The organism is Cognatundibacterium rugosum, assembly GCF_014284365.1.
GTDB classification, from domain to species: Bacteria; Pseudomonadota; Gammaproteobacteria; order Burkholderiales; family Burkholderiaceae_D; genus Undibacterium; species Undibacterium rugosum.
The window spans coordinates 300,106-322,211 of the sequence record NZ_JACOGG010000002.1 but is presented as its reverse complement, the minus strand read 5'-3'; the positions used below and the strand labels follow the sequence as shown (position 1 = coordinate 322,211).

The following is a 22,106-nucleotide window of genomic DNA, read 5'->3' as shown; positions in this document are numbered from 1 at the left end:
CCTGTATGGCGTTACAGACGATATTGTCCCGGTGCCCAGGTCGGGCTTTGCACATGTTCCGCCTGTACCCTGTGCATGAACTCGCGGTAGCGGGCACGCAGTTCGGCGGCAGGCAAGCCCTGATGGGCGGTGGCAAAACGGGCGAACTCTTGTTTCAGATACAGTGCTTTGAGCTGCTCTGCCAGCGGTAAATCATTCGAACCCACGAAGAACAGCGAAGTCTTGAGCTGGCATTGCCGTATATAGTCCGTGAAACTACGGGCATCCTGCACCCGCTCAAAGCCATAGCAGTGTTGCCAGACTTCGCGTATGCGCTGGTTGATAGCTTCCCACATACCGCGCAGATAGGCATCCGGCTCACCCGAGGGGCCGCAATGAAAATTGGTGGTGAACACCAGATAAGCCGATTGTAAATGCTCTTCGACCGGCATTACGCTGCGGCGCAGGCCGTCTGGCACCACCGGCAGATAATCCGACCAGGTATCCGGCGCGCTGCCGCCAGGCAGGGATTCAGTGACCACATCGTCCAGCACGAAAAAGCGACACAGATAAGTCTCAGGCACCCGTGCCATCGGACTGTTGAATTCCTCATTCCAGCTTTGCAGCAGATCACGGACCAGATCCGCATGCGAGATTTCGCGTCCCGCTACCAGACCATTGCGGATGGGGGAGAGTACGGTCAGACCGTAAGCATTACCAAATACATTAGCCATGAGGACGCTCCTGATCGAGTTGACCTGCATGCCAGCGCACCCGCTTCTCTACCTGCGTGGCAGACATACTGATGATGGGGGTCGGGTGCATTTCACCCAGATCATGCTGCAGCCCGCGCAGCAAGGCCTTGTAACGCCTTTCAAACTCTTCGTCACTACCCTGATCGACTGTGCGGTTAAACGCGAGCAGGCTTTCCCTGACAGTCTGAGCAGACTTGATATCGTTGGAGGCAGCCAGCGGGTAGGCGCTGTAATAGTGGATAGTCTCGAGCTGGTTGTACTGAATATAGCGATGGAAAGGTGTCAATGCGACCGACTTGGAATAGCGCACATTCCATTTCCAGAACAGATCAAGCCCGCCCGGTATCGCGAAGGTGAATGAGTCCACATACTGATCCCAGCTGCCATTGAAATTACTGAAAAACAGCATGTAGCTGTACTTCAGTTTTTCTTTGGGCTGCTCCGGTGACACATGGGGAAATTGCTTGCGTCCGATGATCACCCAGCGCGCATAATGGATTAAAGACAGCGTGATCAGCCCCTGCAAAGTGCTCGGGCGTTTCAGTGCAACCCAGAAAAACAACTTATTCACCCATGCCGTGTACCAGCGTACTGGTGTGATGACATTCATCGCATAGGCTTTACCGGCAATGTTCGACATATTCGTCTCCCAAATAGCGAGTCCGTTGGAAATTCGTAGAGTGGGGATACTGTGAATGTAGCGGTGCAGCAGTAAGGCGCGGAACAGAATAGCATATTGCTAAAATGGAAGCTTGCCATTTTTATCTTGATGTTGCGATGATGTTGCTAATTTCACGCAGGCTTTCTGCATAAAAAACCCGCCAGCTGGCGGGTTGAGTGTGTTTGAAAACGCTGACTGTTACTTGACTTCAGGCCGGGCATCAATCGCCGGTAACACTTTCACGCGCAAGGCACTGGCCTGACCCGCAGAGCGGTAGACTCTATGATTCGCTTTGATAAAGTCGCTGGCCTTGGCTTCGTAGATATTCGGCACAAAGGTTTGCGGATTGCGGTCGATGAAAGGGAACCAGGATGACTGCACCTGCACCATGATTTTGTGACCACGTTGAAAGGTATGCAGCACATCATTGATGCTGAAGCGCACCGGCGTGATCTGTCCCGGTACCATGGCCAGAGGCTGACTGAAGCTTTGGCGATAACGCGCACGGAAAGGCTCGCCACGCACCAGGGTTTGCTGATGACCGCGCTGTACGCCTTGTTCTTTCAGATCGGCTGGCGCCACGTCAATCAGCTTGACCACGAAGTCGGCGTCGCTGCCAGTCACGCTCACAAACAAGTCGGCTTCCAGCGGGCCAGCCAGCGTCACATCCTGTTCCAGTACCTCAGTTTCCCAGCTCAGTACGTCGGGACGGCTGCTGGCAAAGCGCTGGTCAGCTGCGACATAATTTTTACTCCAGCCATTCATGATCTCGGTGGTGTAGGGCACCGGTTTGGCAGGGTCACTCAGGTATTCATCAAAGGCCGGCTGCTGTTCGGCCGGTGCGCTGAAACGCAGTTTGCCATCGGCATGAAAATACAGGGCCTGGTCTTGCACTTGTTGCGGCGGCCAGCTGTCAAAACCACGCCAGCGATTGGCACCGGTTTCAAACATCCAGGCTTCGGGCAAGCGTGGCTGCTCAGCGCCTTTCAGATGATGGCGGAAAAACGCCAGCTCCACAGGCTGATAATTGTTCACGGTTTTGTAGCCAAAGTGCGCATCGCCAACCTGATCACCATTGCTGCGTGTCCAGCCACCATGTATCCAGGGCCCGATTACCAGCGTGTTCTGGATGCCGGGATTGAGTTTTTCTATCGCTTTATAGGTCTGCAACGGGCCATATAAATCTTCGGTGTCATACCAGCCGCCCACGGTCAGTACTGCTGCCTTAATATTTTTCAGATGCGGCAGCAGATTGCGGCTTTGCCAGAACTGATCATAATCGGGATGCGCGATGATATCGTTCCAGAATGGGATACCACCCTTGAAGTGGTTAGTATTCACATTCGCCAGTGGTCCCAGTTTCAGGAAAAATTCATAGGCATCGGGGGTGCCGTAATTGAATTCGCGCCAGCCGCGTTTTTCAGTCGGTTCTGGACGTGGTACCCCGAAGCTGTGAAAGAAGGTAAATGCCATAGACAGATTCAGCGCACCGTTTCTATGCATATCATCGCCACGGTACCAGTCGGCGATCGGTGCCTGCGGTGAAATCGCCTTCAGTGCCGGATGGCTGTCGATGGCACCGGCCGAAGTATAAAAACCAGGGTAGGAAATACCCCATTGCCCGAACTTGCCATTTTGCTGAGGCAGGTGCCTGATCAGCCAGTCTATGGTGTCGTACGTGTCTGAGCTTTCATCGACATCATTGCTGCTGCGTTTGACATCAATATGTGGCCGCATATTGAGGAACTCACCTTCTGACATATAGGTACCGCGCACATCCTGGAATGCAAAGATATAGCCTTCTTTTTCATACTCAGCGGTCGGTCCCAGCATGCCCTTATACTGATCCGCGCCATACGGTGCGATCGAATACGGTGTACGCACCATCAGCACTGGATAAGTCTTTTTGCGATCCGCATCATTCGGCACATACACCGCAGTAAACAAGCGTTTGCCATCGCGCATGGGGATACGGTATTCGAATTTGGTGTAATGCTCGCGGATGTAATCGGCACGCTGTTTCAGCGGATCTACACGTGCATCCTGACTGGCAGCGGCTTGCGCCGCAGCAGATACCGGCAGCGCAGCACCGGCGACAACAAAAGCGGCCAGCACACTGGCCAGCAGGGGAGTAGATTTCATGAAGTTCCTGTCAGAGCTGAGGCATGAGAAACCGGGAACTGCCCTCACATCAGACAGGCAGCGGCTTGCAGGCTTAGTATGCCAGAGCGCCGGGAAGTTCCATGCGCAGTGTGGAAATATAAAAATACGACTAATATAAAATCACTGTCATTCCTGTCAGATCAAAAGTAGTCAGGCACATTGCAAAATAACGCGCCTGTCCTAAGCCTGTTCAATGGCAGAAAGATAGTATGAAAAAAATCAAAAGATTTCTGTGATTTCACATGCAATGCATGCCGAACTAATTAGGGAGAGAAGCCCATAAATAGAATGACGCTAACACGACACCTACCACGTATCCGCTAAACATGAGAGCAACATAGATAAGATCATTTTTTGATTCGTCCATTTTCATAAGCTCTCAACATTATTTTGAAAGATATCGTTCGAAGATTTTTACTTTGCTTATCTGAGCAGATGCGCAAACGGAGATTAGTCAGGTGCTGACAGTTTCCATTTTGTCAGAACGTTGGGAACGTTTCATGCACATTGTGGAAATAAACTCACAGTTTTCATGCAGACTTTTGTCCAATACGTCTTATTCCAGTCGTGCTGCGATAAAGCCGCCTAACGCCGCACATAAAATAAGTACGAAATACAGCACGAGTACTAACTTCGATTTTTTGATACCGGTTGCGTTATTTTTTTCTTCACTGACTTCAATGCTCATCGGTGCAGCCTTTCATTGCAGAGGTCCGTAAAACTCACCTTGAACATACCAGTCGGCTGGAATTTTCCGATACAGGCTGAACAAAATAAGGATATCCCCGGCAGCACCAATTAAATTAAAAATGGATACCCAGGAAAGCAGACCTACGTAAGATGGAATATAGAACGCAAGTATAAACGGCAATACCGTCAACACAAAAATGGGGAAAACTAAAGCAAAAAAATATCGGTTGCGACTGAGTAAACCCTGATACGAAACATAGGGGAAAACAGATTTCGGATCAAATCCTATATATGTGTGCTGACTGATGCCCATACGCGGAAATGCCAGCAAATGACATATTTCATGCACGACCAGTACCGATAACAATATCAAAAATCCCTGGAGCGGATTCAAGCGGAAAATCGCGTTAATCTGTTTGAATGACCAGAATTGTGTCCAGATCACATAAGCTAAGGGCATGAATAAAAGCGTACCCAGGGCTGAGGCTTTCACATGCAAATTCACATAGTCAAAGCCAAACCGATGCGGCGTGACTTTTACTTCATCAATTGGTGGCGGTAAGCCTAAGCGAAATTTCATAAAAACAATATGAATAGAAGTCTGTAGGAAAATGCAGCAACAGACTTCCGTTGTTCTGATTTTATTTCGTGATCTGGCCTAATTTGTAGCCATCATAGGCCCAAATTGCAACGTCAAACAGAAATAGCGCAACTGGCAGAAAGCCACCACTTACTTCTTCGATTTCAACTGTATTCAATTCCTGAATTTCACATACATTAGCTTGCATATTGATTTCCTTATAAATTGATTGCTGTTTAGCTTTACTTAATAACTGCTGTGGAAGCAGTTTTTTTACAGTATCAATAACAGTTGCAGAAGGTCAATTGCCAAATTGTAATAAATTATTTATTTTGTAAATGTCTTTTTTCTGTGAAAATATCATTATTTTCATTCGCATTAGAATCTTGATTTGAAAAAGGTGAAATGATCTGAACTCGCTATTTCGGATATTAACAAGCGTGCTGGTCAGTGGAGAGTTGCCGAAATTGAATGATGATCTATGGGACAAGTTTGATTGGATTGAACCAGAATTCTTCGGTGTAGTTGAATGAAGTGTTATGCGGCTTTAATAAGCATGTCTTTTTCTGCCAGCTGATGAATTAAAAGCCATTTTCATATTTATGTCGAGCTAGTCTGAGAAATCGAACGAAAATTTCTCAGACTTTATTACATTTAATGCGCAATTACTCTATTCCGTCAGGAATGATTTTTTTAGGATTTGGAGTTTTGATAGGAATGCATCCGCCATCATTGCCAGTTACTCCACCACTCACCTCAATAATTTCAGCAATATCTAATTCCAGCATTTTTTTACCTTTTTTTAAAAAAACACGATTCAATAATATATCCAGTTGAACATAAATTTGGCACAGATCACCATCCTCTCAATAAGTATGATGATTTACCTATTTAGATATTCGTTTAATGGTTCAATTATTCAGTGAAATTATTAAAACAGCGGGTTTCCATTTTTATCAACAGGATTGCCGCGCTCGTCAAGGAAAATACCTGGCGGCAAATTCCAAGGATCAACAACTATTCCACCACTAACACATTCAACTTCTTTCTGGTTGAGCTCAAGCATGTTCTTCACCTATTCCATTAAATGATTACAGTAATATGAAGTTTTCAGCATCCCAAAATGGTGAATTTTGAGTGTGGAAAATGATTTATATTTCTAAAAATAAGCTTCAAAAATATGCATTGGATTCGTCAATTCATATGAATGCCAAATGCATATTTAGGAAATGCACTGCATTAAAAAACTTTGTTCATCCAATTAGAAAGGTATCGCTGGAGGAACTGGACGGTTCCTCTCATTAATAGCATCTATTATTTTTTTAAGTTGATTAAAAAAATCAACATTATCTTGATAGTTGCCACCAGAAATCAAATCCGTTTCTACTAAGTTCAGTTCTTGCATTTTGCTTCTCCTAAAATATAAAAAACAGCTGCAAATAACAGCAAATTAATTGGAATTGAAGTCTCACTGAAAAGTATCAATGAAAATAACAGTATTGTTGATAGCATGAACGAAAACCACATCGGTTGTAGCCCAGAAAAAACCACTTCTTTTTAATCGAAATAGATACATGCCAGAAAAAAGAAATCCCGCTAAAATTGCAGAAAAAACAACGATCAAATAATTTAATCCCATGAAATGAGCTAAACCAAAAATTAAGCCTGACAACAGGATGATAGTTTTCTGCTTGAGTTCAAACAGCTGTAATACGCATATAGCAGCAGCTTGAAAAATCAAGGTCTCAAACAGTGGAGAGATAAAGAGTGGAATGAGAATCGGCGTCGAAAAATCGTCGAAAACTACTTGACTATTATCCCTCTGGTTCAACGCTGGCGCCAATACTGAGGACATAACGACATTCTGCAATAGTAATATGCAACACATCAAACCCAAATAAAGCAAGTGACTACGAGCTTCAATATCTTTGATGACGTGAAGAATTTTCGATTCTATCGGAATGGCCTTCATAATTTAGGATCCCAAACATCCAACATCGAGAATAACATCCTTGAGTCGCGACCTAATCGTCGTTATCCAATTTGAGCCCCTCCCGCAAAGGAGGGGAGTATCTATTTATTTACCATTTAAACCATCGCTAAATCCGTTATAAGCGTCGCGAACTGCATCGACAATAGCAATAGCTGTCAGTATTGCGCCAACCCAAGCAACACCACCGGAAACATATTCAACTTCAAAAGTATTTAGTTCGGTCATCATAGTTCTCCGATTATTTAAGCGCCAAGAGCATAGCCAGAGCCAGCCATTGGGTAGTCCCAATCGCCGTTTCGGAATGCGCTTCCCCAAAATTTACCAATATCATACATAATACCAGCACCGCTAACCTCATTGACTTCTACTAAATTTAACTCTTGCATAATCATCTCCGTTATTGGTTAGTAAATATGCCGCAAATTGCAGCTTTTCCAGACTATCAATCTGTATGTTTAATCGTCATGCAAAAAGCAATATCCGGTGTATTTCTATCAAATGTTGTTTTTTCTTTTTATTTTAAAAACTAAAACCATTTTTCATTTACACTCATCCGTTGTTTTTTTCAGCAAGCGAGATGGTTTTGAATCAGCAGCATATTTCTCCACAAGCCGATGATGCTAAGGTCTCAAAGGGATCTGCCCCAACAGCATCACCAGCTGCCACGCCTTTGTTCCGCCGTCAGGCTATCGAACATATCTCCAACCGCAAATACGGCACGGTATTGCTGGCGCATCCGCTCAGTCATCGTTTTCTGACCTTGTTATTTGTGTCTATAGCAGCGTTGATCATTGGCTTTTTTGTGTTCTTCAGCACTACCCGTAAAGCCCAATGCAGTGGGGTGTTGTTACCCAATCTCGGCGTTATACGTGTGTTGCCAACGCAGGCCGGCGTTGTGTTGTCCAGGCAGGTAGTGGAAGGTCAGGCTGTGCATGCCGGCGATGTGTTGTTTGTACTGTCGAGCGAACGCAGTGCTGCCGTGGGTGATGCGCAAAAGACGATTTCTTCATTGTTGATGAATCGTCGTGACAGCTTTCATACTGACCAGTCGCAGTTGCTTGCACAAAGCCGTGCGCGGCTGGAGGCATTGCGTCGGCGGGCGAGTGATCTGGAGAACGAAATTGCAAAAATTGATGCGCAAATTCTTCTTCAAAAACAACGCGTGCAGTTGGCGGAGCAGTCTTTTAAACGGTATGTCGACTTACAGGCGACAAACTATATCTCTGCTGCGCAGTTACAGGATAAACAGGCTGAGTTAATCGACCAGCAGCAACGTTTGGCGGAGTTAAACCGGATTAAATCTGCCAATGGACGTGATCTGACTTCTGCGCATGCAGATATCGCGGATCTGCAACTACAGTCACAAAGGGATGCAGCAGCGGTACAGCGTAATGTCAGTTCAATCGAACAGGATCTGACTGAAAATGAAGCGCGTCGTGAACTTGTGGTCAGGGCACCACAAGATGGAACGGTGACTGCGATTACGGCGGCAGTTGGACAGACGGTCACGCCCAGTATCGCACTGGCGTCATTAATTCCTGCCGGGTCACAACTGGAAGCCGAGATTTATGCACCTTCACGCTCCGCTGGTTTTGTGCAGCCAGGTATGCAGGTATTGTTACGTTACCAGGCTTATCCCTATCAGAAATTCGGTCAATACAAGGCAACCGTGCGTGAAGTGGCGAGCAATGCACTTCGTCCTGAGGAGCTGCCTTTAGGTGCACAATCCGCCAATAGTAACGAGGCCTTATACCGCATCCGTGTCACGCTCGATCAGCAAAACGTCACAGCGTATGGACGTCAGTTACCACTCAAGTCGGGTATGGCCGTCGACGCCAGCATCCTGCTGGAACAACGACGACTGTATGAATGGGTGCTGGAGCCTCTGTACAGCATCACTGGCCGTCTCTAAGCGTCATTTGCTCTCTTCTGATTTTCGCTGTCTGGAATTATATGTCCCACGTTTCGTTTCCTGAGTTGCGCTTTTGGCGTCGCCGCCAACTGCCTGTATTGCTGCAAACAGAAGCTGCTGAATGCGGCTTGGCTTGTCTGTGTATGGTGTCCAGTTACTGGGGTCATAAAATTGATCTGGCCAGTATGCGCAGACGCTTTTCAGTCTCGCTAAAAGGCGCCACGCTCAAAGGGGTGATGGCTATGGCACAAGGGCTGGGTTTGCAGACCCGGCCACTGAAACTGGATATGCAGCACCTGCCGGAATTAAAGCTGCCTTGCATCTTGCATTGGGACTTAAATCACTTCGTTGTTTTGAAAAGTGTGTCTGCCAAAAAGGCTGTGATTCTGGATCCGGCTGTCGGTGAGCGTAGCTTGGCACTGGAAGAATTCGCCCGGCATTTCACTGGCGTCGCATTGGAGTTGATACCTGGTAGCAGCTTCAAAAAAGCGGAAGAAGTACAAAAGTTTACTTTGCTCTCTTTGATGGGACAGGTAGTTGGTCTGCAAGGTGGTTTGCTTCAATTGCTATTCTTAGGACTGGCACTGCAAGTCTGTGTCCTGGTCGCTCCGTTTTACATGCAATGGATAGTGGATGAAGCCTTACTCGCGGCAGATAAAGATTTAGTCACCGTCTTGGGGATAGGATTTTTATTACTGGTTATTGTGCAGACAGCGATTACAGCTGTGCGATCCTGGGTGACGACGGTGTTGGCCACGAATTTGAATTTTCAGTGGCTGGGCAATACCTTTGCACACCTGATGAGTTTGCCGCTGCCATATTTTGAAAAGCGCCATACAGGCGATATTGTGTCGCGTTTTGGTTCTATTCAGACCATACAAAACAGTCTGACCACTCAGTTTGTTGAGGGCGTTATTGATGGTGTGATGGTGATTGGCACTTTGATTGTGATGTTGTTATACAGCCCGCAATTGACAGCTGTCGCCTGTGTAGCTGTTGTTTTGTACGCTTTGCTGCGCTGGGCAATTTTCCGTCAGTTGCGGGAGGCAAAGGCTGAACAAATCATTCATGCTGCTAAACAGCAGACACATTTTATGGAATCGGTGCGTGGTATACAGAGTGTGCGATTATTCAATCGCATCGAAGAGCGCCGCGCTGGTTGGATGAATAATCTGACCGACCAGTTTAATGCTGAATTGCGGATTTCCCGGCTATCGGTATCCTATCAAACGGCAAATACCTTATTGTTTAATGCAGAACGGGTGATTGTGATCTGGATGGCAGCGTTAGCGGTACTTGATGCCCGTTTTTCCATCGGTATGTTGTTTGCATTTATCAGTTACAAAGACCAATTCAGTAACCGGCTGGCTGCATTGATCGATAAGCTATTTGAGTTACGTATGATGAGGCTGCATGGTGAGCGCGTTGCCGATATTGTTATGACAGAAGCGGAGCACGATGACCAGATCAGCGAAGTTGATCCTGAACGTATCTCGCCGCAGATTGAAATCAAGAATCTGAGTTTCCGTTATGCTGATGCAGAGCCATTGATTTTGAAAGAACTGAACCTGCATATTCCTGCAGGGCAGTGCATCGCGATTACCGGCCCATCCGGCTGTGGTAAAACTACGCTATTAAAGCTCTTGCTGGGCTTATTAGAGCCAACCGAAGGTGAAATTCTGATTGGTGGGGTACCACTTAAACAACTCGGCTTGCATAACTATCGTCAGTTACTAGGCACAGTGATGCAGGATGATCAGTTATTTGCCGGATCTATTGCCGATAATATTTGTTTCTTTGATCCTGTTCCTGATCAAAAGCATGTTGAATATTGTGCACAACAGGCCGCAATATTCAATGAAATTGCCATGATGCCGATGGGATTTCATACCCTGGTTGGTGACATTGGTACGGGTTTGTCTGGCGGGCAAAAGCAAAGAATTTTATTAGCACGTGCTTTGTATAAGTTTCCTAAATTGCTGGTATTGGACGAGGCAACCAGTCACCTCGATATCTGGAATGAGCAGGCGGTAAACGCTGCCATTGCACAGTTAGATCTCACACGTATTATCGTCGCACACAGACCAGAAACGATCGCTATGGCTCAGCGTGTCATTGTTTTGCATGGTGGGGCTGTGGTGCAGGATGCACTGAAACCAGCCAGCGCGGCCTGAGCCTGACTCAAAGGGTAGAGACCAGACTGACCGCGCTCACGCATCCTCTTCCGGCCGGTATTCCGGTAGCGGGGCTTCGATGTCAGCGATGCCGTCTGCGCCTTTGGCCTTGGCTTGCTGCAGGGCTTGCGTCGCTCTTTGCAGCATGATGTCGGGCGTATCTTTGATGGCATTGGTGGTAAGGCCGGTACTAAAGCTGATGCGTAGTCCGGGGGCGACGGCATTCCAGTCGCATTGATCAATACGTTGTTTGAGGCGGGCGATGGCTTTCAGGCTTGGGTCCAGCCAGGTGGTTGGCATGATGATGGCAAATTCATTGGCCGCGACACGACCGAAAGAATCGAGCGTGCGCAACATGGTCAGCGCTTCTTTGGCTACGATTTGCAGTACTCGCCGGGCGGCGGCTTGTCCATGCTGTTCCAGTATCAGTTCCAGCCCATCGATGCTGATGACGGCCAGTGTAAACGTGTGGCCGGTGCGGTAAGAGCGTGCCAGCTCGGACTCCAGATTCGCCAACAAGGTACGCCGGTTGTAGGCACCCGTCAGATGATCGTGTTCGGCCATGCTGTCTAACTGCCTTAGCAATTTCTCGAGATTCGGCACCAGATTGTCCTGGTTACCATGCGCTTTAATATCCTCGATCATCTTGGTCAGCTGTGACCGTGCATGTTGCAAGGGATGTTGTGAATCGGTTGGCATGTCCTCTCCGACGGAATTGCTGCTGGCCTGTGTGGCCGGGTATGGTCTGGTCCCGGTATCCTGAATGCGCCTGCAGAGTTAGCGGATGTCACTTACAATAGCGCGGCCTTACTGTAGCATTTTGTCAGCCATAACACTATCGTGATTCCAGCCGCTTCTCCTTGTCAGCCTGTGCAGAGTGATCTGTTTCCCGGTATCCGCTTATGGGTGAAGCGTGATGATTTGCTGCATCCCCAGGTATCCGGAAACAAGTTCCGCAAGCTCAAATACCCTTTACTGGCCTTGTCGGGTCAGCCATTGGTACTCAGTATGGGTGGCTTGTGGTCCAATCATTTGCATGCATTGGCACATGCTTTGCAGCAGCGTGGCTGGTCTGGACGTTTTTTGGTGCGCGCGCATGCGGGGATGGACAGTGCGATGCTGGCGGATTGCCGTGCTTTGGGCATGCAGCTGGTGTATGTGAGCCGCGAGGATTACCGCCGCTTGCGTGACGAGCCGGATTTCTGGCGCCAGTACGCGCAGCTGGATGGCGAGTCGAGTGAGCCGGTCTGGCTGCCGGAAGGCGGCAGTGCTGCGAGCGCTTTGCATGGGGTCGCTGAGCTGGTCGCTGAAGTGGAGCAGGAATTGCGCTTCGTGCCTGATCAGGTCTGGCTGGCAGCCGGAACTGGCGCCACAGCCGCAGGTGTGCTGGCAGGTATGCGTGGGCGTGGTCAGGTAACGGCAGTGGCGAGTTTTCCAAATGCCGCATATTTGCACAATGAGCTGGCGCGTTTGTTGTTTCAAGCCGGCTATCCGGAGTGGCAAAATTTTCGTTTGCTGACAGACTTCCATCATGGTGGCTATGCGCGTATTTCGCCCGAATTGAGCGAATTTTGCGAAAATTTTTATGCCAGCACTGGTATCCCGACGGAACCCGTCTACACTGGCAAGATGTTGTACGCATTGCATCTGCTATGTCAGAGTGGAATCGTTGAATCAGGGCAGACTGTGTTGGCGCTGCATACTGGTGGCATGCAGGGAGTGCGTGGCTTTCCAGGCTGGGCTGGACATCATTCAAAGTGAGTTTTAGTGTCAAACAAATGCGCAATCATGTTGTCGTTGCTACTCGCTGGCCTGGTTTACAGTGGTCAGGCTGGAGCACGCGCTGAAGAAAAATTGCGTATTGCCGTCATTGAGACCCTGGATTATCCACTCAATGTATTCGATAAGCAGCATCAGTTGACGGATGGCTTACTGAAAGACTATACCGATGCGATTGCGCGTGGCTTACAGGCGCAAGCTGTGTATCAGAATTGCTCACGACGCCGGCTAGAACCGGCACTGCTGCGTGGCGATGCCGATCTGGCCTGTTATTTCAGTCCGCAATGGGTGGACCAGCCTGCAGATTTACAGTGGACTCTGCCGAACCTGCCACAATTTGAACGCGTGCTGGTGCGTAAAGGAAATGCTGTACCAAGCAGCTATCCGGCCCAGCTAATTGGGAAAACAATCGCAACCCAGCTGGCCTACCATTACCCACAGATACAGCAGGAAGTGGCGGCCGGTAAAATCCAGCGTCTGGATCAGGTCGAAGTCGCAAGTATGTTCCGGCTGGTCGCGATGGGTGCAGCGGATGCGCTGATCACCTCCGACGCGGAGATAGAAGGGTATTTCAAACTGCATCCGGAGCAAAGGTCACAGTTCAGTATCGCGCCTACGCATTTCTCCAGGGTCTATACCCAATGTGCCCTGTCGCCGAAATCGGGCTGGAAGCTGGAACAGATCAATCGCCAGATTCAACGCCTGTTCGATAGCGGTGAGCAAAGCCGGCTGATGCACCAATACGGGTTGACTGAAAAATAAACTCGCAGCGCCCATGGCTGATCAAAAAATTTTTTCATTCCAAAAGCCCGCGTATTTCCTCATAACTGGCCGCATTTCGTCTTGCATGCCGCATGCTTGCTGAGTCTTCTGTTTCAAACTGAATACAAATCTGGCTTTCCAGCCGATTTGATTTATTTCATTTGTCTCTGTTGTTGTAAATCGCCCACTCGAAATTAGAGGCGAAGCTCGGTTGCGCTCAAAAGTGGGTAGAAATCGCACGAAAAACGTGCATTTTTTGACGAAACGAGGATTCCGTATTGCTCAGATTTGGTGCGTTTTAGGAAATGTTGGTGCGTAGCATGTATTTTTAACAAAAATGATCGTCAAAATGAATTATAAGTTCGTCGAAATGTATTTTATGTCGGTTTTTTGACGTCATTTTGCTTACTATTCTCGGACAACATTTCCCCCTACACTGAGTCGACGTTGTTGAAGTCACTAGCCCGGCGGGGCTGCCACATGGGCGCAGCGATGCGCAAATAATCAAAGATTTCCGGCAGTGAACTGACTGGAAATGTATATAAACAGGGAGAAGTACACATGCGGTTTCAATCACGATCCATCCTCGCAACACTCATTTTGTCCGCTGTTTCCAGCGGCGCATTTGCAGCCAGTCACACGGTAGAAAATCTGACCATATTCGCCGGCGAAAAAGCCGTTTCCGCGAAAGATGTGCTGGCTAAAAACGCAGCCAAATATGGCCTGCCCGCCAGCCTCGATAATTTGGTCTTGACCAAGGTGCAGGATTCCCTGCTCGGTAAGCATTACTACTATCAGCAAATGTTGCGCGGCATCCCAGTGGATCGTGCTGAAATCGTTATCTCGATCAGTCACAAAGGCGACTTACTGAAAGTCTTCAACGAGACCAAGCCTGTCTCGGCACAGGCCGACGCCAATGCTGTCAATCAGCTGTATGTACAAAAGCAAATCAGTGCAGAGCAGGCATTGGACAAAGCCTGGGCCAATATGAAAGTGCAACACAAACTGGTGGCTGCACCAAAGACCGATCTGGTCTGGGTTGCGGGTCCTGCCGGTTTCCAGCTCGCGCATAAAGTCAACATCTCGGCGCAGATGCCAACCGGCGGCTTTGTGCAATACATCAGCACTGCTGACGGAAAATTGCTGGATTCCTATTCGACCACGCTGCCACGTATGTCCAAAGGCGGTGAACGCAGTCTGGCAGAGCGCGCTAAGCTGAACGTCTCCACGCTGGACCGTCAGTCTGAAACGGCCGCATTCTCTGCCAAACTGGGCAAAGTCGCAGCAGCACCAACTGCCACCAGCCTGGCCGTCGCAGCAGTGGCTTCCGGTGTCAACGGTAGCGGTCTGGTATTTGATCCTGATCCACGTACTGTGCTCAACACAGAAAATCTGGCTGACACTTCGCCTGCCAGCGCTTTCGATGCTGCGTATTCGACCAAAACCCTGCGTGATCTGACCGTCACCAATGGCGTCTACACACTGTCCGGTCCTTTCGTGAACATCACCGATATCGAAGCGCCAAATACCGCACCTAGCACCACCACCAATGGCGTGTGGACAGCCAAACGCGGCAATAATGCATTTGACGACACCAACGTTTACTTCCACCTGGATCAGAATCAGCGCTATATCCAGTCGCTGGGTTTCACCGGTTCCAAATCCATCATCAACCGTCCGCTGAATGTGGATACCGACGGTGTGAATGGTGATGACAATTCCCATTACCAGCCTGCGGCAGCCGGCAAGGATTACCTGGCCTTCGGTCATGGTTGTGTCAATGATAGCGAAGACGTGGGCGTGATCCTGCATGAATATGGTCACGGCATCCAGTACAACATCAACAATAGCTGGACCGGTGGTGATACCGGCGGTATGGGTGAAGGCTTTGGCGATTACTGGGCTGCTTCTTATTCTTACAGCACCGCCAATGGCAAAACCTTCCATCCGGAATGGGCCTTCCACTGGGATGGTCATAATGCATGCTGGGGTGGCCGTATGCTGAACCGCACCGATGCCAAATACAATGCATCGAAATCCTATCCGGCACATACCTCGGTGACAGAAAATGGCGTGACCTTCCAGTCTGATGAATTGTGGTCTGCTCCGCTGTTCCAGTCACTGGTTGCGCTGATCGCGGCTGGCAAACCACGTGAAAACGTCGATAAGATTATTTTGGAAGCGCATTTTGGTCTGGGTTCCAACGTGAAGATGCCCGCCATGGCGACAGCGATCGTGAATGCGGCAACTGCCTTGTTCCCGAACGACGCGACGTACGCCAATACGTTCCGTGCCAAGTTTGAAGCACAGAATATTCTGGCTGGCGCAGTACCTCCAGGCACCGTCATCAGCGAAACAGAAAGTAATAACACCACCGCGACAGCTAACGTGATCAGCACCTCCAACACGACGGTGAATGGCACGATGAGCGCCAGTACTGATGTGGATTATTTCAAGGTGACGATACCGGCCGGTAAAACCCTGAAAGTGGTGATGACACCAAACTCCACCTCTGACTACGATCTGGAGCTGTATAGCAGCACAGGTACTAAGCTGACATCCAGCACCAACGGCACGGGTGCAGCTGATACCGTGACCAATGCGAACACCGGCACGGCGGCAAAAGTGGTGTACGCCAAAGTGTTGTTCTACAGCGGTGGCACTGGTGCTACCAGTGGTAAATACAGCGCGGTATTCACCTGGTAAGCGTTCAGGGCAGGACACATAATAAAAATAAATAATAAGAAAAAATAATAATAACTCTCCGAACTATTGAGCCCATCCCTGACCGGATGGGCTTTTTTTTTGCTGCTGCTCAAGGCCAGCAAAGCGGTAAGGCTTGGCTGTATGTTAAGGAAGTGGCGCAATATCCGCTGCCTGGTCTGCTTTTTGCCTTTAATTTGCTGAAAAAACAGGCGAACTTTCCTTATCCTGCACCTATACTGGGTACAACAGAGTAAACTAGCGTCCCAAATATCTTGTCGCATCCTGCGATACGAGCGAACGAGCGAGCATCGCCATGTCAGAAAACACCACCCCCTTATCTTTTGCCGACCTTGAACTGAGTGCGCCACTGCTGCGCGCACTGCAAGATGTCGGTTATGAAACCCCGTCACCGATTCAGGCGGCCACAATTCCTTATTTGCTGGATAACCGCGATGTGCTGGGCCAGGCCCAGACCGGTACCGGTAAAACCGCTTCATTTGCTTTGCCAATTTTGTCGCGCATCGACATCCGTCAGACCACGCCGCAAGCCTTGGTACTGGCACCGACCCGTGAACTCGCGATTCAGGTCGCTGAAGCGTTTCAGACCTATGCGCGTCATATACCCGGCTTTCATGTGCTGCCTATTTATGGCGGCCAAAGCTATGGCCCGCAATTATCGGCACTGCGTCGTGGCGTGCATGTGATCGTCGGTACACCAGGTCGCGTGATTGACCATCTGGATAAAGGTTCGCTGGATTTGTCCGCACTGAAAACCCTGGTGCTGGATGAAGCCGATGAAATGCTGCGTATGGGCTTTATCGACGATGTCGAGCGCATCCTGCAAGAAACGCCGGAGGGCCGTCAGACGGCGCTGTTCTCCGCTACCATGCCTTCGGTGATTAAGCGTATCGCCCAGACTTATCTGAACAAACCGGCCGAAGTCACCATCGCTGCCAAAACCGGGACTGCCGACAATATCCGTCAGCGCTACTGGCTGGTCTCAGGCATGCATAAACTGGATGCGCTGACCCGTATTCTGGAAGCCGAAACCTTTGACGGCATGATCATCTTCGCACGTACCAAACTGGGTACCGAAGAGCTGGCCGCCAAGCTTGATGCACGCGGATTTTCTGTAGCAGCGATTAATGGCGACATCAATCAGCAGCAACGTGAGCGCACTATCCAGCAACTGAAAGACGGCAAGATCGATATTCTGGTGGCGACCGATGTGGCTGCGCGTGGTTTGGACGTAGAGCGTATCAGCCACGTCATTAACTACGACGTGCCCTATGATCCGGAAAGTTATACCCACCGTATAGGCCGTACCGGTCGTGCCGGTCGTAGTGGTGAGGCAATCCTGTTCATTACTCCACGCGAAAAAAATCTGCTCAAAGCGATAGAACGTGCGACCCGTCAGCCGGTGTCACCGTTGGAATTGCCGACCATACAGGCTGTGAACAATGTGCGTATCGCCCGCTTCAAAGATCAGATCGCCACCACGCTGGCGCAGGGCGGACTGGAAGAATTTGCCGCCGTGATCGAAGACTTTGAGCAGGAACACAATGTGCCTGCGATTGAAATCGCAGCTGCATTGGCGAAAATGGCACGCGGCGAAGAGCCGCTGCTGTTAGATAAAAACCGGCGTGAACCGAAAGCCGATGACAGCTGGCGCGAAGAGCGTGCGGGACGTAACGATCGCAGTGACCGTAATGACCGTGCACCGCGTGAGCGTGGCGATCGTTTTGAGCGTAACGACCGTGCTGAACGTGGCCCGCGTCGCGAACACAGCCCGCGCGTTGCCGAACCTGGGATGCAGACTTATCGCATCGCCGTCGGCCATGAGCATGGCGTTAAGCCGGGCAATATCGTCGGTGCGATTGCGAACGAAGCCAATATTGAATCCAAATTCATCGGCCGTATCGATATTTATGATGACTACACCATCCTCGATTTGCCGGATGATTTGCCGGGCGAGATGCTCGATCATCTGAAATCGGTACGCGTGGCGGGTCAGTCTTTGCGCATCAGTGCTGAGACTGGCGCAGCAGCTGACTTCCCGGCGCCACGTGCTGCCCGTCCCGAGCGTACCGAACGCCCTGAACGTACAGACCGTGCAGAGCGTGCACCGCGTATCGCGGACAGCGCACCGGGCAGTCGTCTGAATCAGGTGGTCGACCGTGCCTTCAGCACGCGCGAAGAACCGGAAGAGCGTGCCGCCAAGCCGAAAAAGGATAAGACCAAGGTCGCGATTCCTATGCAAAGCTACCGTATCGAAGTCGGTAAACAGGATGCCGTCACCCCATCGAATATCGTGGGTGCGATTGCGAATGAAGCCGGACTGGAAGCTAAATACATAGGCCGTATCGAAATTTTTGACGATTACAGCACACTGGATTTACCCGATGGCATGCCTAAGGAATTGCTGCAGCAGCTCAAGGGCGTCTGGGTCGCCGGTAAGCAAATCAAGATCAGCTCAATTGGCCCATCCAGCGGCGGTATTGCGCAGGATTTCCCTGCCGGTGCCAAACGTAGCGGCGGTGACCGTCGCGTCGCAGAAAAAACAGGTGGCAAACCGGGTGCAAAATCTTTTGCCGGTGCGCCGCGCAGTAGCGAACGTCGTCCGTCCAAGTTCGACAAAAACAGCGGTACCTCGCGTCACAAGTCGGGCAAATAAGCTGCCAAATAAAGCATATGCTGTATCGGCAAGCTGAATCAGGCAGTTTCTTGTTGTGATCCGGTTCAGAAAACCCCATGCAAAAGAATCTGCATGGGGTTTTTGTTTTTGTGCATTAACTCAAGCCTTAGAATAGAAGCTGACGCTGCGCTGTTCTGCATCGCGCTGTAACCTGAATATGAAAGGACCGTTAAGCATGGCCAGCTCTGTGCCTGTAATGCCGTTTTCTGTGCGTGCGCAAATGTTCACACATCTGGCAATGATGGAAAAATCCGGTCTGTCTGCGCATCATGCATTTTCTCTGTTGCGTTTGCCGGCGCGGCTGCAACCCAGGGTGCAGCGTGCCTTGCGTGAATTAAAGCGCGGTAAGGATATTGCGACGGCAGGTCAAATTGCTGGCTTGTTGAGCGACCTCGAAAGTCAGTTATTACGTGCGGCCTGTCAGGCGGGCAGTCCGGCTGTGCTGTATCAGCGCCTGGCTGATAACTATACCCAGCGCAGTGCACAGATCGCGGCAGTCCGCAGCCGTTTGCGCTTTCCCTTACTAATTTTATTCATCGCACTGTGTGTACGGCCCTTGCCGCAACTGGTCAGCGGCCAGATTAGCGGCACGGCTTATCTGGGGGGATTGTTGCTGCCGTTTTTGCTGTTGGGTGTGCTGGCCTGGCTGATTTCGCGTTTGTGGCAAACCCTGGAACGCGGCGACTCTGCAATCGCTGACAGCCTGCTGCAGGGCGTGCAGCATGTGCCTGTGCTTGGACGTTTTCAGTTGCGCCACGATGCCAGAAATTTTTATGAAAGTCTGGGACTATTGCTGGAAGCCGGGGTGCCGGTATTTGATGCGCTGCCCAAGGCCAGCCAGACTGTGCGCAACCCGGCTCTGCGCTTGCGCTTTCGTGCTGCCGTAAAGGAATTACATGCGGGTCGCAGTCTGTATCAGGCGCTGATGCAAGTGCCGGATGTTGGCAGCGGTGCGATCATGCCTTTGTTAAATGTGGCGGAACAAAGCGGCACGCTGAGCGAGACCTTATTGCGTTATGCGGCACAGGAAAATGCGCAGCTGGCGGATAGCTGGCGTCAACTGGCGGATTGGTTACCACGCCTGTTTTATGCTGTGATCGCCGTCTGGATGACGATGCAATTACTATCCGGCCCAGGCATCATGCCACGCATGCCAGCCGATGTCGGATTCGGCAATCAGGGTGGGCTGCCTGCAGTTTGAATCGCTGATTCACCGACGTGACCTGCCAAGCAGGTTTGCACCAAAGTACAATTCACCTGCTGTGATGTTTGCCTTATCGTACAGGCATACGTCTACAGGTGAAATCGTGAAACAGCCAAACTCCTCAGCCAGATTTTCTGCATTTCCTTTTTCGGCATGCGCCTGCGCAGCAGCCATGCTGATTTTGTCAGCTTGTGGTGGCGGTGGCACGGGTAATGCCGGCAGCGATGGAAAGGGCGGTGCAGCTGGCGGTACACCGCCGGTCGCAGCCAGGACTGCTTTGCTCATTAGCAAGGCAGAGGTTGCCCAGACCCATCTGATACCGCCGGATGGACTGAACTGGAGCATCGCCAATAGCGCACCGCTGACGCTGGCAGCGCAGCGCGATGCGCTGGTTTTGTTGAGATTGGGCAGTGCAGATGTACAAAATCCGGTTGTGGAAGTGCTCAAGGATGGCGCAGTATTAGGCAAGCTGGCTTTGACGCCACCCGCTCAATTGCCACCTTCCGAGGGACTCGACACCCCTTACGGCAGTGACTTATGGAGCCTGACTCTGCCAGCGAATCTGGTACAGCCCGGCATCAGCCTGCGCGTTTCCGCCAGCAATTACGATGTCAGCAAGCCGGTCGCGATCACGGTTGGTGCCAATACCGAATTGCAGATGCAGATACTGCCTTTTGTACTGTTTGGCGCTACTAATGCCAATACCGGTCTGAATCTGGATAACGAGCGTGTAATGCATATGGATGCGGCAGCTCAACAGCAGGCCGCAGCGACCTGGCCCGCTTCGCAGGTCAAGGTCAGCAATCATCCGCTGGGGCAGTTTGTGGCAGATGCGATGGTGATTCCGCCCAAAGCTGGCGCTGCTGCTTATGTGGTCAGTTCTCATCATGAACTCCGCGACGGCGCACACCTGATCGACACGGCGAATGATCTGGCCTATCAGATCCATCTCGCCAATGGGGAGATGGCGATGAATCGTGTGACTTATGCCTCCATCATCGCAATTGATAAGTCGGTTCAGTCCCTGAACCAATTGGCCTGGATAGGGGGAGGTGTCAGCGTGATTGGTTCCGGCGTCGGCGCCGGGGGTAATACCTACGGTTTTTTGTTGCATGAAACTGGTCATGCGATGGGACTTGGACATTCAAACAGCGAATACAACGATGCCAGTACCAGAAAATTTCCATACATCGCAGGCTCAGTCAAAGGTTCAGCCTGGGGCTACAATATGGCGACCCGTGAATTCCGCAATCCACGGATGGCACCGACTGCACCGCGTTTTACCTGGTGCCGCACGAACAATGCGTATCAGCTCGATGAGCAGGGACGTTGCTATCGCAAAGATCCTATGGATGATGCAGATAGCGGCAGCGATCCTAAGTACAGGTTTTCCTTGTTTTCCGATTTCAATACCGCCCGCATACAACGCTGGATACAGGGGCAAATTAAAGCGGATTCAGCTTCTGCCACCGGTTTGTCGGGCTGGGACAGCAGTCGCGCGGCCTGGACTGATTACACGCCAAAAACCGGTCACTTCGCTGCCTATGGGATTAAGCAGAATTTGCCGCTGAGCCAGAACGTGCCTGTGCATACCATTGTGGCGACGTATAGCAATGCGGCAACCGCCGGGGCTTCACGTTTTTATGAACCGGTCACGCATCAGGGCAATCTGATTGAGACCATCGATCCGACCGTGACGGCGCAGCTCAGTAAAATTTTCCCCTACACCCAGAATGGCAGCAATCCTGAATATATGTGGTACTGCCACACTTCCGGTTGCGATTACACGCTGCGCGTCACCTTTTCCGATGGCAGTCAGATTTATCGTGTGTTGAAAGAAGGTTTCAGAAAATATTCATATCCCGAAACCTTCGATACCGGTGTCGACGACCCGCTCAATGGCAAAAGTCAGCGAAGCTGGGCCATCAATATTCCAGCCAAAAACGCTGCTCAAATCCGTAAGCTGGAATTGCTCGATACACCGCTGGTGTGGCGGCTGACGCCGGTGCAGATCAGCAGTGCGCGGGTAGTGATGAGCAGTTCTTATTAAGGT

The 22,106-nt window shown here is 50.2% G+C and carries 20 protein-coding genes; 8 read left to right on the top strand and 12 right to left on the bottom strand.

The features are described from left to right. Positions 1-11 precede the first annotated feature (11 nt). The 11 genes from H8K47_RS03120 to H8K47_RS03075 all read right to left on the bottom strand — a co-directional run bounded on the left by H8K47_RS03120 (position 12) and on the right by H8K47_RS03075 (position 7,207). On the bottom strand, positions 12-713 hold the full coding sequence (locus tag H8K47_RS03120) for a hypothetical protein (RefSeq protein ID WP_186879963.1): 702 nt from the start codon (positions 711-713) through the stop codon (positions 12-14). Beyond that, positions 706-1,374 (bottom strand): hypothetical protein, encoded by a 669-nt coding sequence (locus H8K47_RS03115; RefSeq protein ID WP_186879962.1) that lies wholly within the window; start codon positions 1,372-1,374, stop codon positions 706-708. The genes H8K47_RS03120 and H8K47_RS03115 overlap by 8 nt, the downstream gene beginning before the upstream one ends. Positions 1,375-1,593: 219 nt before the next feature. Next, entirely contained in the window at positions 1,594-3,537 is a 1,944-nt protein-coding gene (locus H8K47_RS03110; protein WP_186879961.1) for a CocE/NonD family hydrolase, read from the bottom strand. A gap of 721 nt (positions 3,538-4,258) precedes the next feature. Further along, the gene (locus H8K47_RS03105; protein WP_186879960.1) at positions 4,259-4,828 is read right to left on the bottom strand and encodes a DUF3267 domain-containing protein; all 570 of its coding nucleotides are present in this window, start codon (positions 4,826-4,828) and stop codon (positions 4,259-4,261) included. Positions 4,829-4,889: 61 nt separating this feature from the next. Continuing rightward, entirely contained in the window at positions 4,890-5,036 is a 147-nt protein-coding gene (locus tag H8K47_RS03100) for a hypothetical protein (RefSeq protein ID WP_186879959.1), read from the bottom strand. Between the two features lie 457 nt (positions 5,037-5,493). Beyond that, on the bottom strand, positions 5,494-5,649 hold the full coding sequence (locus H8K47_RS03095) for a hypothetical protein (RefSeq protein ID WP_186879958.1): 156 nt from the start codon (positions 5,647-5,649) through the stop codon (positions 5,494-5,496). A 110-nt stretch (positions 5,650-5,759) separates the two neighbouring features. Continuing rightward, entirely contained in the window at positions 5,760-5,894 is a 135-nt protein-coding gene (locus H8K47_RS18480) for a hypothetical protein (protein WP_268977667.1), read from the bottom strand. 195 nt (positions 5,895-6,089) lie between these two features. Next, positions 6,090-6,233, bottom strand: coding sequence for a hypothetical protein (locus H8K47_RS03090; protein ID WP_186879957.1), 144 nt, complete (start codon positions 6,231-6,233; stop codon positions 6,090-6,092). 63 nt (positions 6,234-6,296) lie between these two features. Then, on the bottom strand, positions 6,297-6,800 hold the full coding sequence (locus H8K47_RS03085; protein ID WP_186879956.1) for a CPBP family intramembrane glutamic endopeptidase: 504 nt from the start codon (positions 6,798-6,800) through the stop codon (positions 6,297-6,299). A gap of 105 nt (positions 6,801-6,905) precedes the next feature. Beyond that, the gene (locus tag H8K47_RS03080; RefSeq protein WP_186879955.1) at positions 6,906-7,049 is read right to left on the bottom strand and encodes a hypothetical protein; all 144 of its coding nucleotides are present in this window, start codon (positions 7,047-7,049) and stop codon (positions 6,906-6,908) included. Between the two features lie 14 nt (positions 7,050-7,063). Next, positions 7,064-7,207, bottom strand: coding sequence for a hypothetical protein (locus H8K47_RS03075; protein WP_186879954.1), 144 nt, complete (start codon positions 7,205-7,207; stop codon positions 7,064-7,066). A gap of 191 nt (positions 7,208-7,398) precedes the next feature. Here H8K47_RS03075 and H8K47_RS03070 point away from each other — a divergent pair, with 191 nt between their 5' ends. Together H8K47_RS03070 and H8K47_RS03065 are read left to right on the top strand one after the other, a co-directional pair. Then, positions 7,399-8,733 (top strand): HlyD family secretion protein, encoded by a 1,335-nt coding sequence (locus tag H8K47_RS03070; RefSeq protein WP_186879953.1) that lies wholly within the window; start codon positions 7,399-7,401, stop codon positions 8,731-8,733. Positions 8,734-8,774: 41 nt separating this feature from the next. Continuing rightward, on the top strand, positions 8,775-10,907 hold the full coding sequence (locus tag H8K47_RS03065) for a peptidase domain-containing ABC transporter (protein WP_186879952.1): 2,133 nt from the start codon (positions 8,775-8,777) through the stop codon (positions 10,905-10,907). A gap of 36 nt (positions 10,908-10,943) precedes the next feature. On the opposite strand, the gene H8K47_RS03060 is transcribed toward H8K47_RS03065, so the two are convergent. Next, complete coding sequence (locus tag H8K47_RS03060) at positions 10,944-11,606, bottom strand: GGDEF domain-containing protein (protein ID WP_186879951.1); 663 nt, start codon at positions 11,604-11,606, stop codon at positions 10,944-10,946. Between the two features lie 141 nt (positions 11,607-11,747). Here H8K47_RS03060 and H8K47_RS03055 point away from each other — a divergent pair, with 141 nt between their 5' ends. The 6 genes from H8K47_RS03055 to H8K47_RS03030 all read left to right on the top strand — a co-directional run bounded on the left by H8K47_RS03055 (position 11,748) and on the right by H8K47_RS03030 (position 22,103). Further along, positions 11,748-12,668, top strand: a complete 921-nt coding sequence (locus tag H8K47_RS03055; protein ID WP_186879950.1) for a 1-aminocyclopropane-1-carboxylate deaminase/D-cysteine desulfhydrase — start codon at positions 11,748-11,750, stop codon at positions 12,666-12,668. A 27-nt stretch (positions 12,669-12,695) separates the two neighbouring features. Next, positions 12,696-13,448, top strand: coding sequence for a substrate-binding periplasmic protein (locus tag H8K47_RS03050; RefSeq protein ID WP_186879949.1), 753 nt, complete (start codon positions 12,696-12,698; stop codon positions 13,446-13,448). A 561-nt stretch (positions 13,449-14,009) separates the two neighbouring features. Then, positions 14,010-16,154, top strand: a complete 2,145-nt coding sequence (locus H8K47_RS03045; RefSeq protein WP_186879948.1) for a hypothetical protein — start codon at positions 14,010-14,012, stop codon at positions 16,152-16,154. A 313-nt stretch (positions 16,155-16,467) separates the two neighbouring features. Further along, positions 16,468-18,828, top strand: coding sequence for a DEAD/DEAH box helicase (locus H8K47_RS03040; RefSeq protein ID WP_186879947.1), 2,361 nt, complete (start codon positions 16,468-16,470; stop codon positions 18,826-18,828). A 196-nt stretch (positions 18,829-19,024) separates the two neighbouring features. Then, entirely contained in the window at positions 19,025-20,050 is a 1,026-nt protein-coding gene (locus tag H8K47_RS03035) for a type II secretion system F family protein (RefSeq protein ID WP_186879946.1), read from the top strand. 175 nt (positions 20,051-20,225) lie between these two features. Continuing rightward, positions 20,226-22,103: a M66 family metalloprotease gene (locus H8K47_RS03030; RefSeq protein ID WP_186879945.1), complete on the top strand. Its 1,878-nt coding sequence runs from the start codon at positions 20,226-20,228 to the stop codon at positions 22,101-22,103. The last annotated feature ends 3 nt before the right edge of the window (positions 22,104-22,106 follow it).

Excerpts from the sequence above, each read along its gene's own strand:
- H8K47_RS03120 (WP_186879963.1), bottom strand. The coding sequence starts at position 713 with ATGGCTAATGTATTTGGTAATGCTTACGGTCTGACCGTACTCTCCCCC.
- H8K47_RS03115 (WP_186879962.1), bottom strand. The coding sequence starts at position 1,374 with ATGTCGAACATTGCCGGTAAAGCCTATGCGATGAATGTCATCACACCA.
- H8K47_RS03110 (WP_186879961.1), bottom strand. The coding sequence starts at position 3,537 with ATGAAATCTACTCCCCTGCTGGCCAGTGTGCTGGCCGCTTTTGTTGTC.
- H8K47_RS03105 (WP_186879960.1), bottom strand. The coding sequence starts at position 4,828 with ATGAAATTTCGCTTAGGCTTACCGCCACCAATTGATGAAGTAAAAGTC.
- H8K47_RS03100 (WP_186879959.1), bottom strand. The coding sequence starts at position 5,036 with ATGCAAGCTAATGTATGTGAAATTCAGGAATTGAATACAGTTGAAATC.
- H8K47_RS18480 (WP_268977667.1), bottom strand. The coding sequence starts at position 5,894 with ATGCTTGAGCTCAACCAGAAAGAAGTTGAATGTGTTAGTGGTGGAATA.
- H8K47_RS03090 (WP_186879957.1), bottom strand. The coding sequence starts at position 6,233 with ATGCAAGAACTGAACTTAGTAGAAACGGATTTGATTTCTGGTGGCAAC.
- H8K47_RS03085 (WP_186879956.1), bottom strand. The coding sequence starts at position 6,800 with ATGAAGGCCATTCCGATAGAATCGAAAATTCTTCACGTCATCAAAGAT.
- H8K47_RS03080 (WP_186879955.1), bottom strand. The coding sequence starts at position 7,049 with ATGATGACCGAACTAAATACTTTTGAAGTTGAATATGTTTCCGGTGGT.
- H8K47_RS03075 (WP_186879954.1), bottom strand. The coding sequence starts at position 7,207 with ATGCAAGAGTTAAATTTAGTAGAAGTCAATGAGGTTAGCGGTGCTGGT.
- H8K47_RS03070 (WP_186879953.1), top strand. The coding sequence starts at position 7,399 with ATGGTTTTGAATCAGCAGCATATTTCTCCACAAGCCGATGATGCTAAG.
- H8K47_RS03065 (WP_186879952.1), top strand. The coding sequence starts at position 8,775 with ATGTCCCACGTTTCGTTTCCTGAGTTGCGCTTTTGGCGTCGCCGCCAA.
- H8K47_RS03060 (WP_186879951.1), bottom strand. The coding sequence starts at position 11,606 with ATGCCAACCGATTCACAACATCCCTTGCAACATGCACGGTCACAGCTG.
- H8K47_RS03050 (WP_186879949.1), top strand. The coding sequence starts at position 12,696 with ATGTTGTCGTTGCTACTCGCTGGCCTGGTTTACAGTGGTCAGGCTGGA.
- H8K47_RS03045 (WP_186879948.1), top strand. The coding sequence starts at position 14,010 with ATGCGGTTTCAATCACGATCCATCCTCGCAACACTCATTTTGTCCGCT.
- H8K47_RS03040 (WP_186879947.1), top strand. The coding sequence starts at position 16,468 with ATGTCAGAAAACACCACCCCCTTATCTTTTGCCGACCTTGAACTGAGT.
- H8K47_RS03035 (WP_186879946.1), top strand. The coding sequence starts at position 19,025 with ATGGCCAGCTCTGTGCCTGTAATGCCGTTTTCTGTGCGTGCGCAAATG.
- H8K47_RS03030 (WP_186879945.1), top strand. The coding sequence starts at position 20,226 with ATGCTGATTTTGTCAGCTTGTGGTGGCGGTGGCACGGGTAATGCCGGC.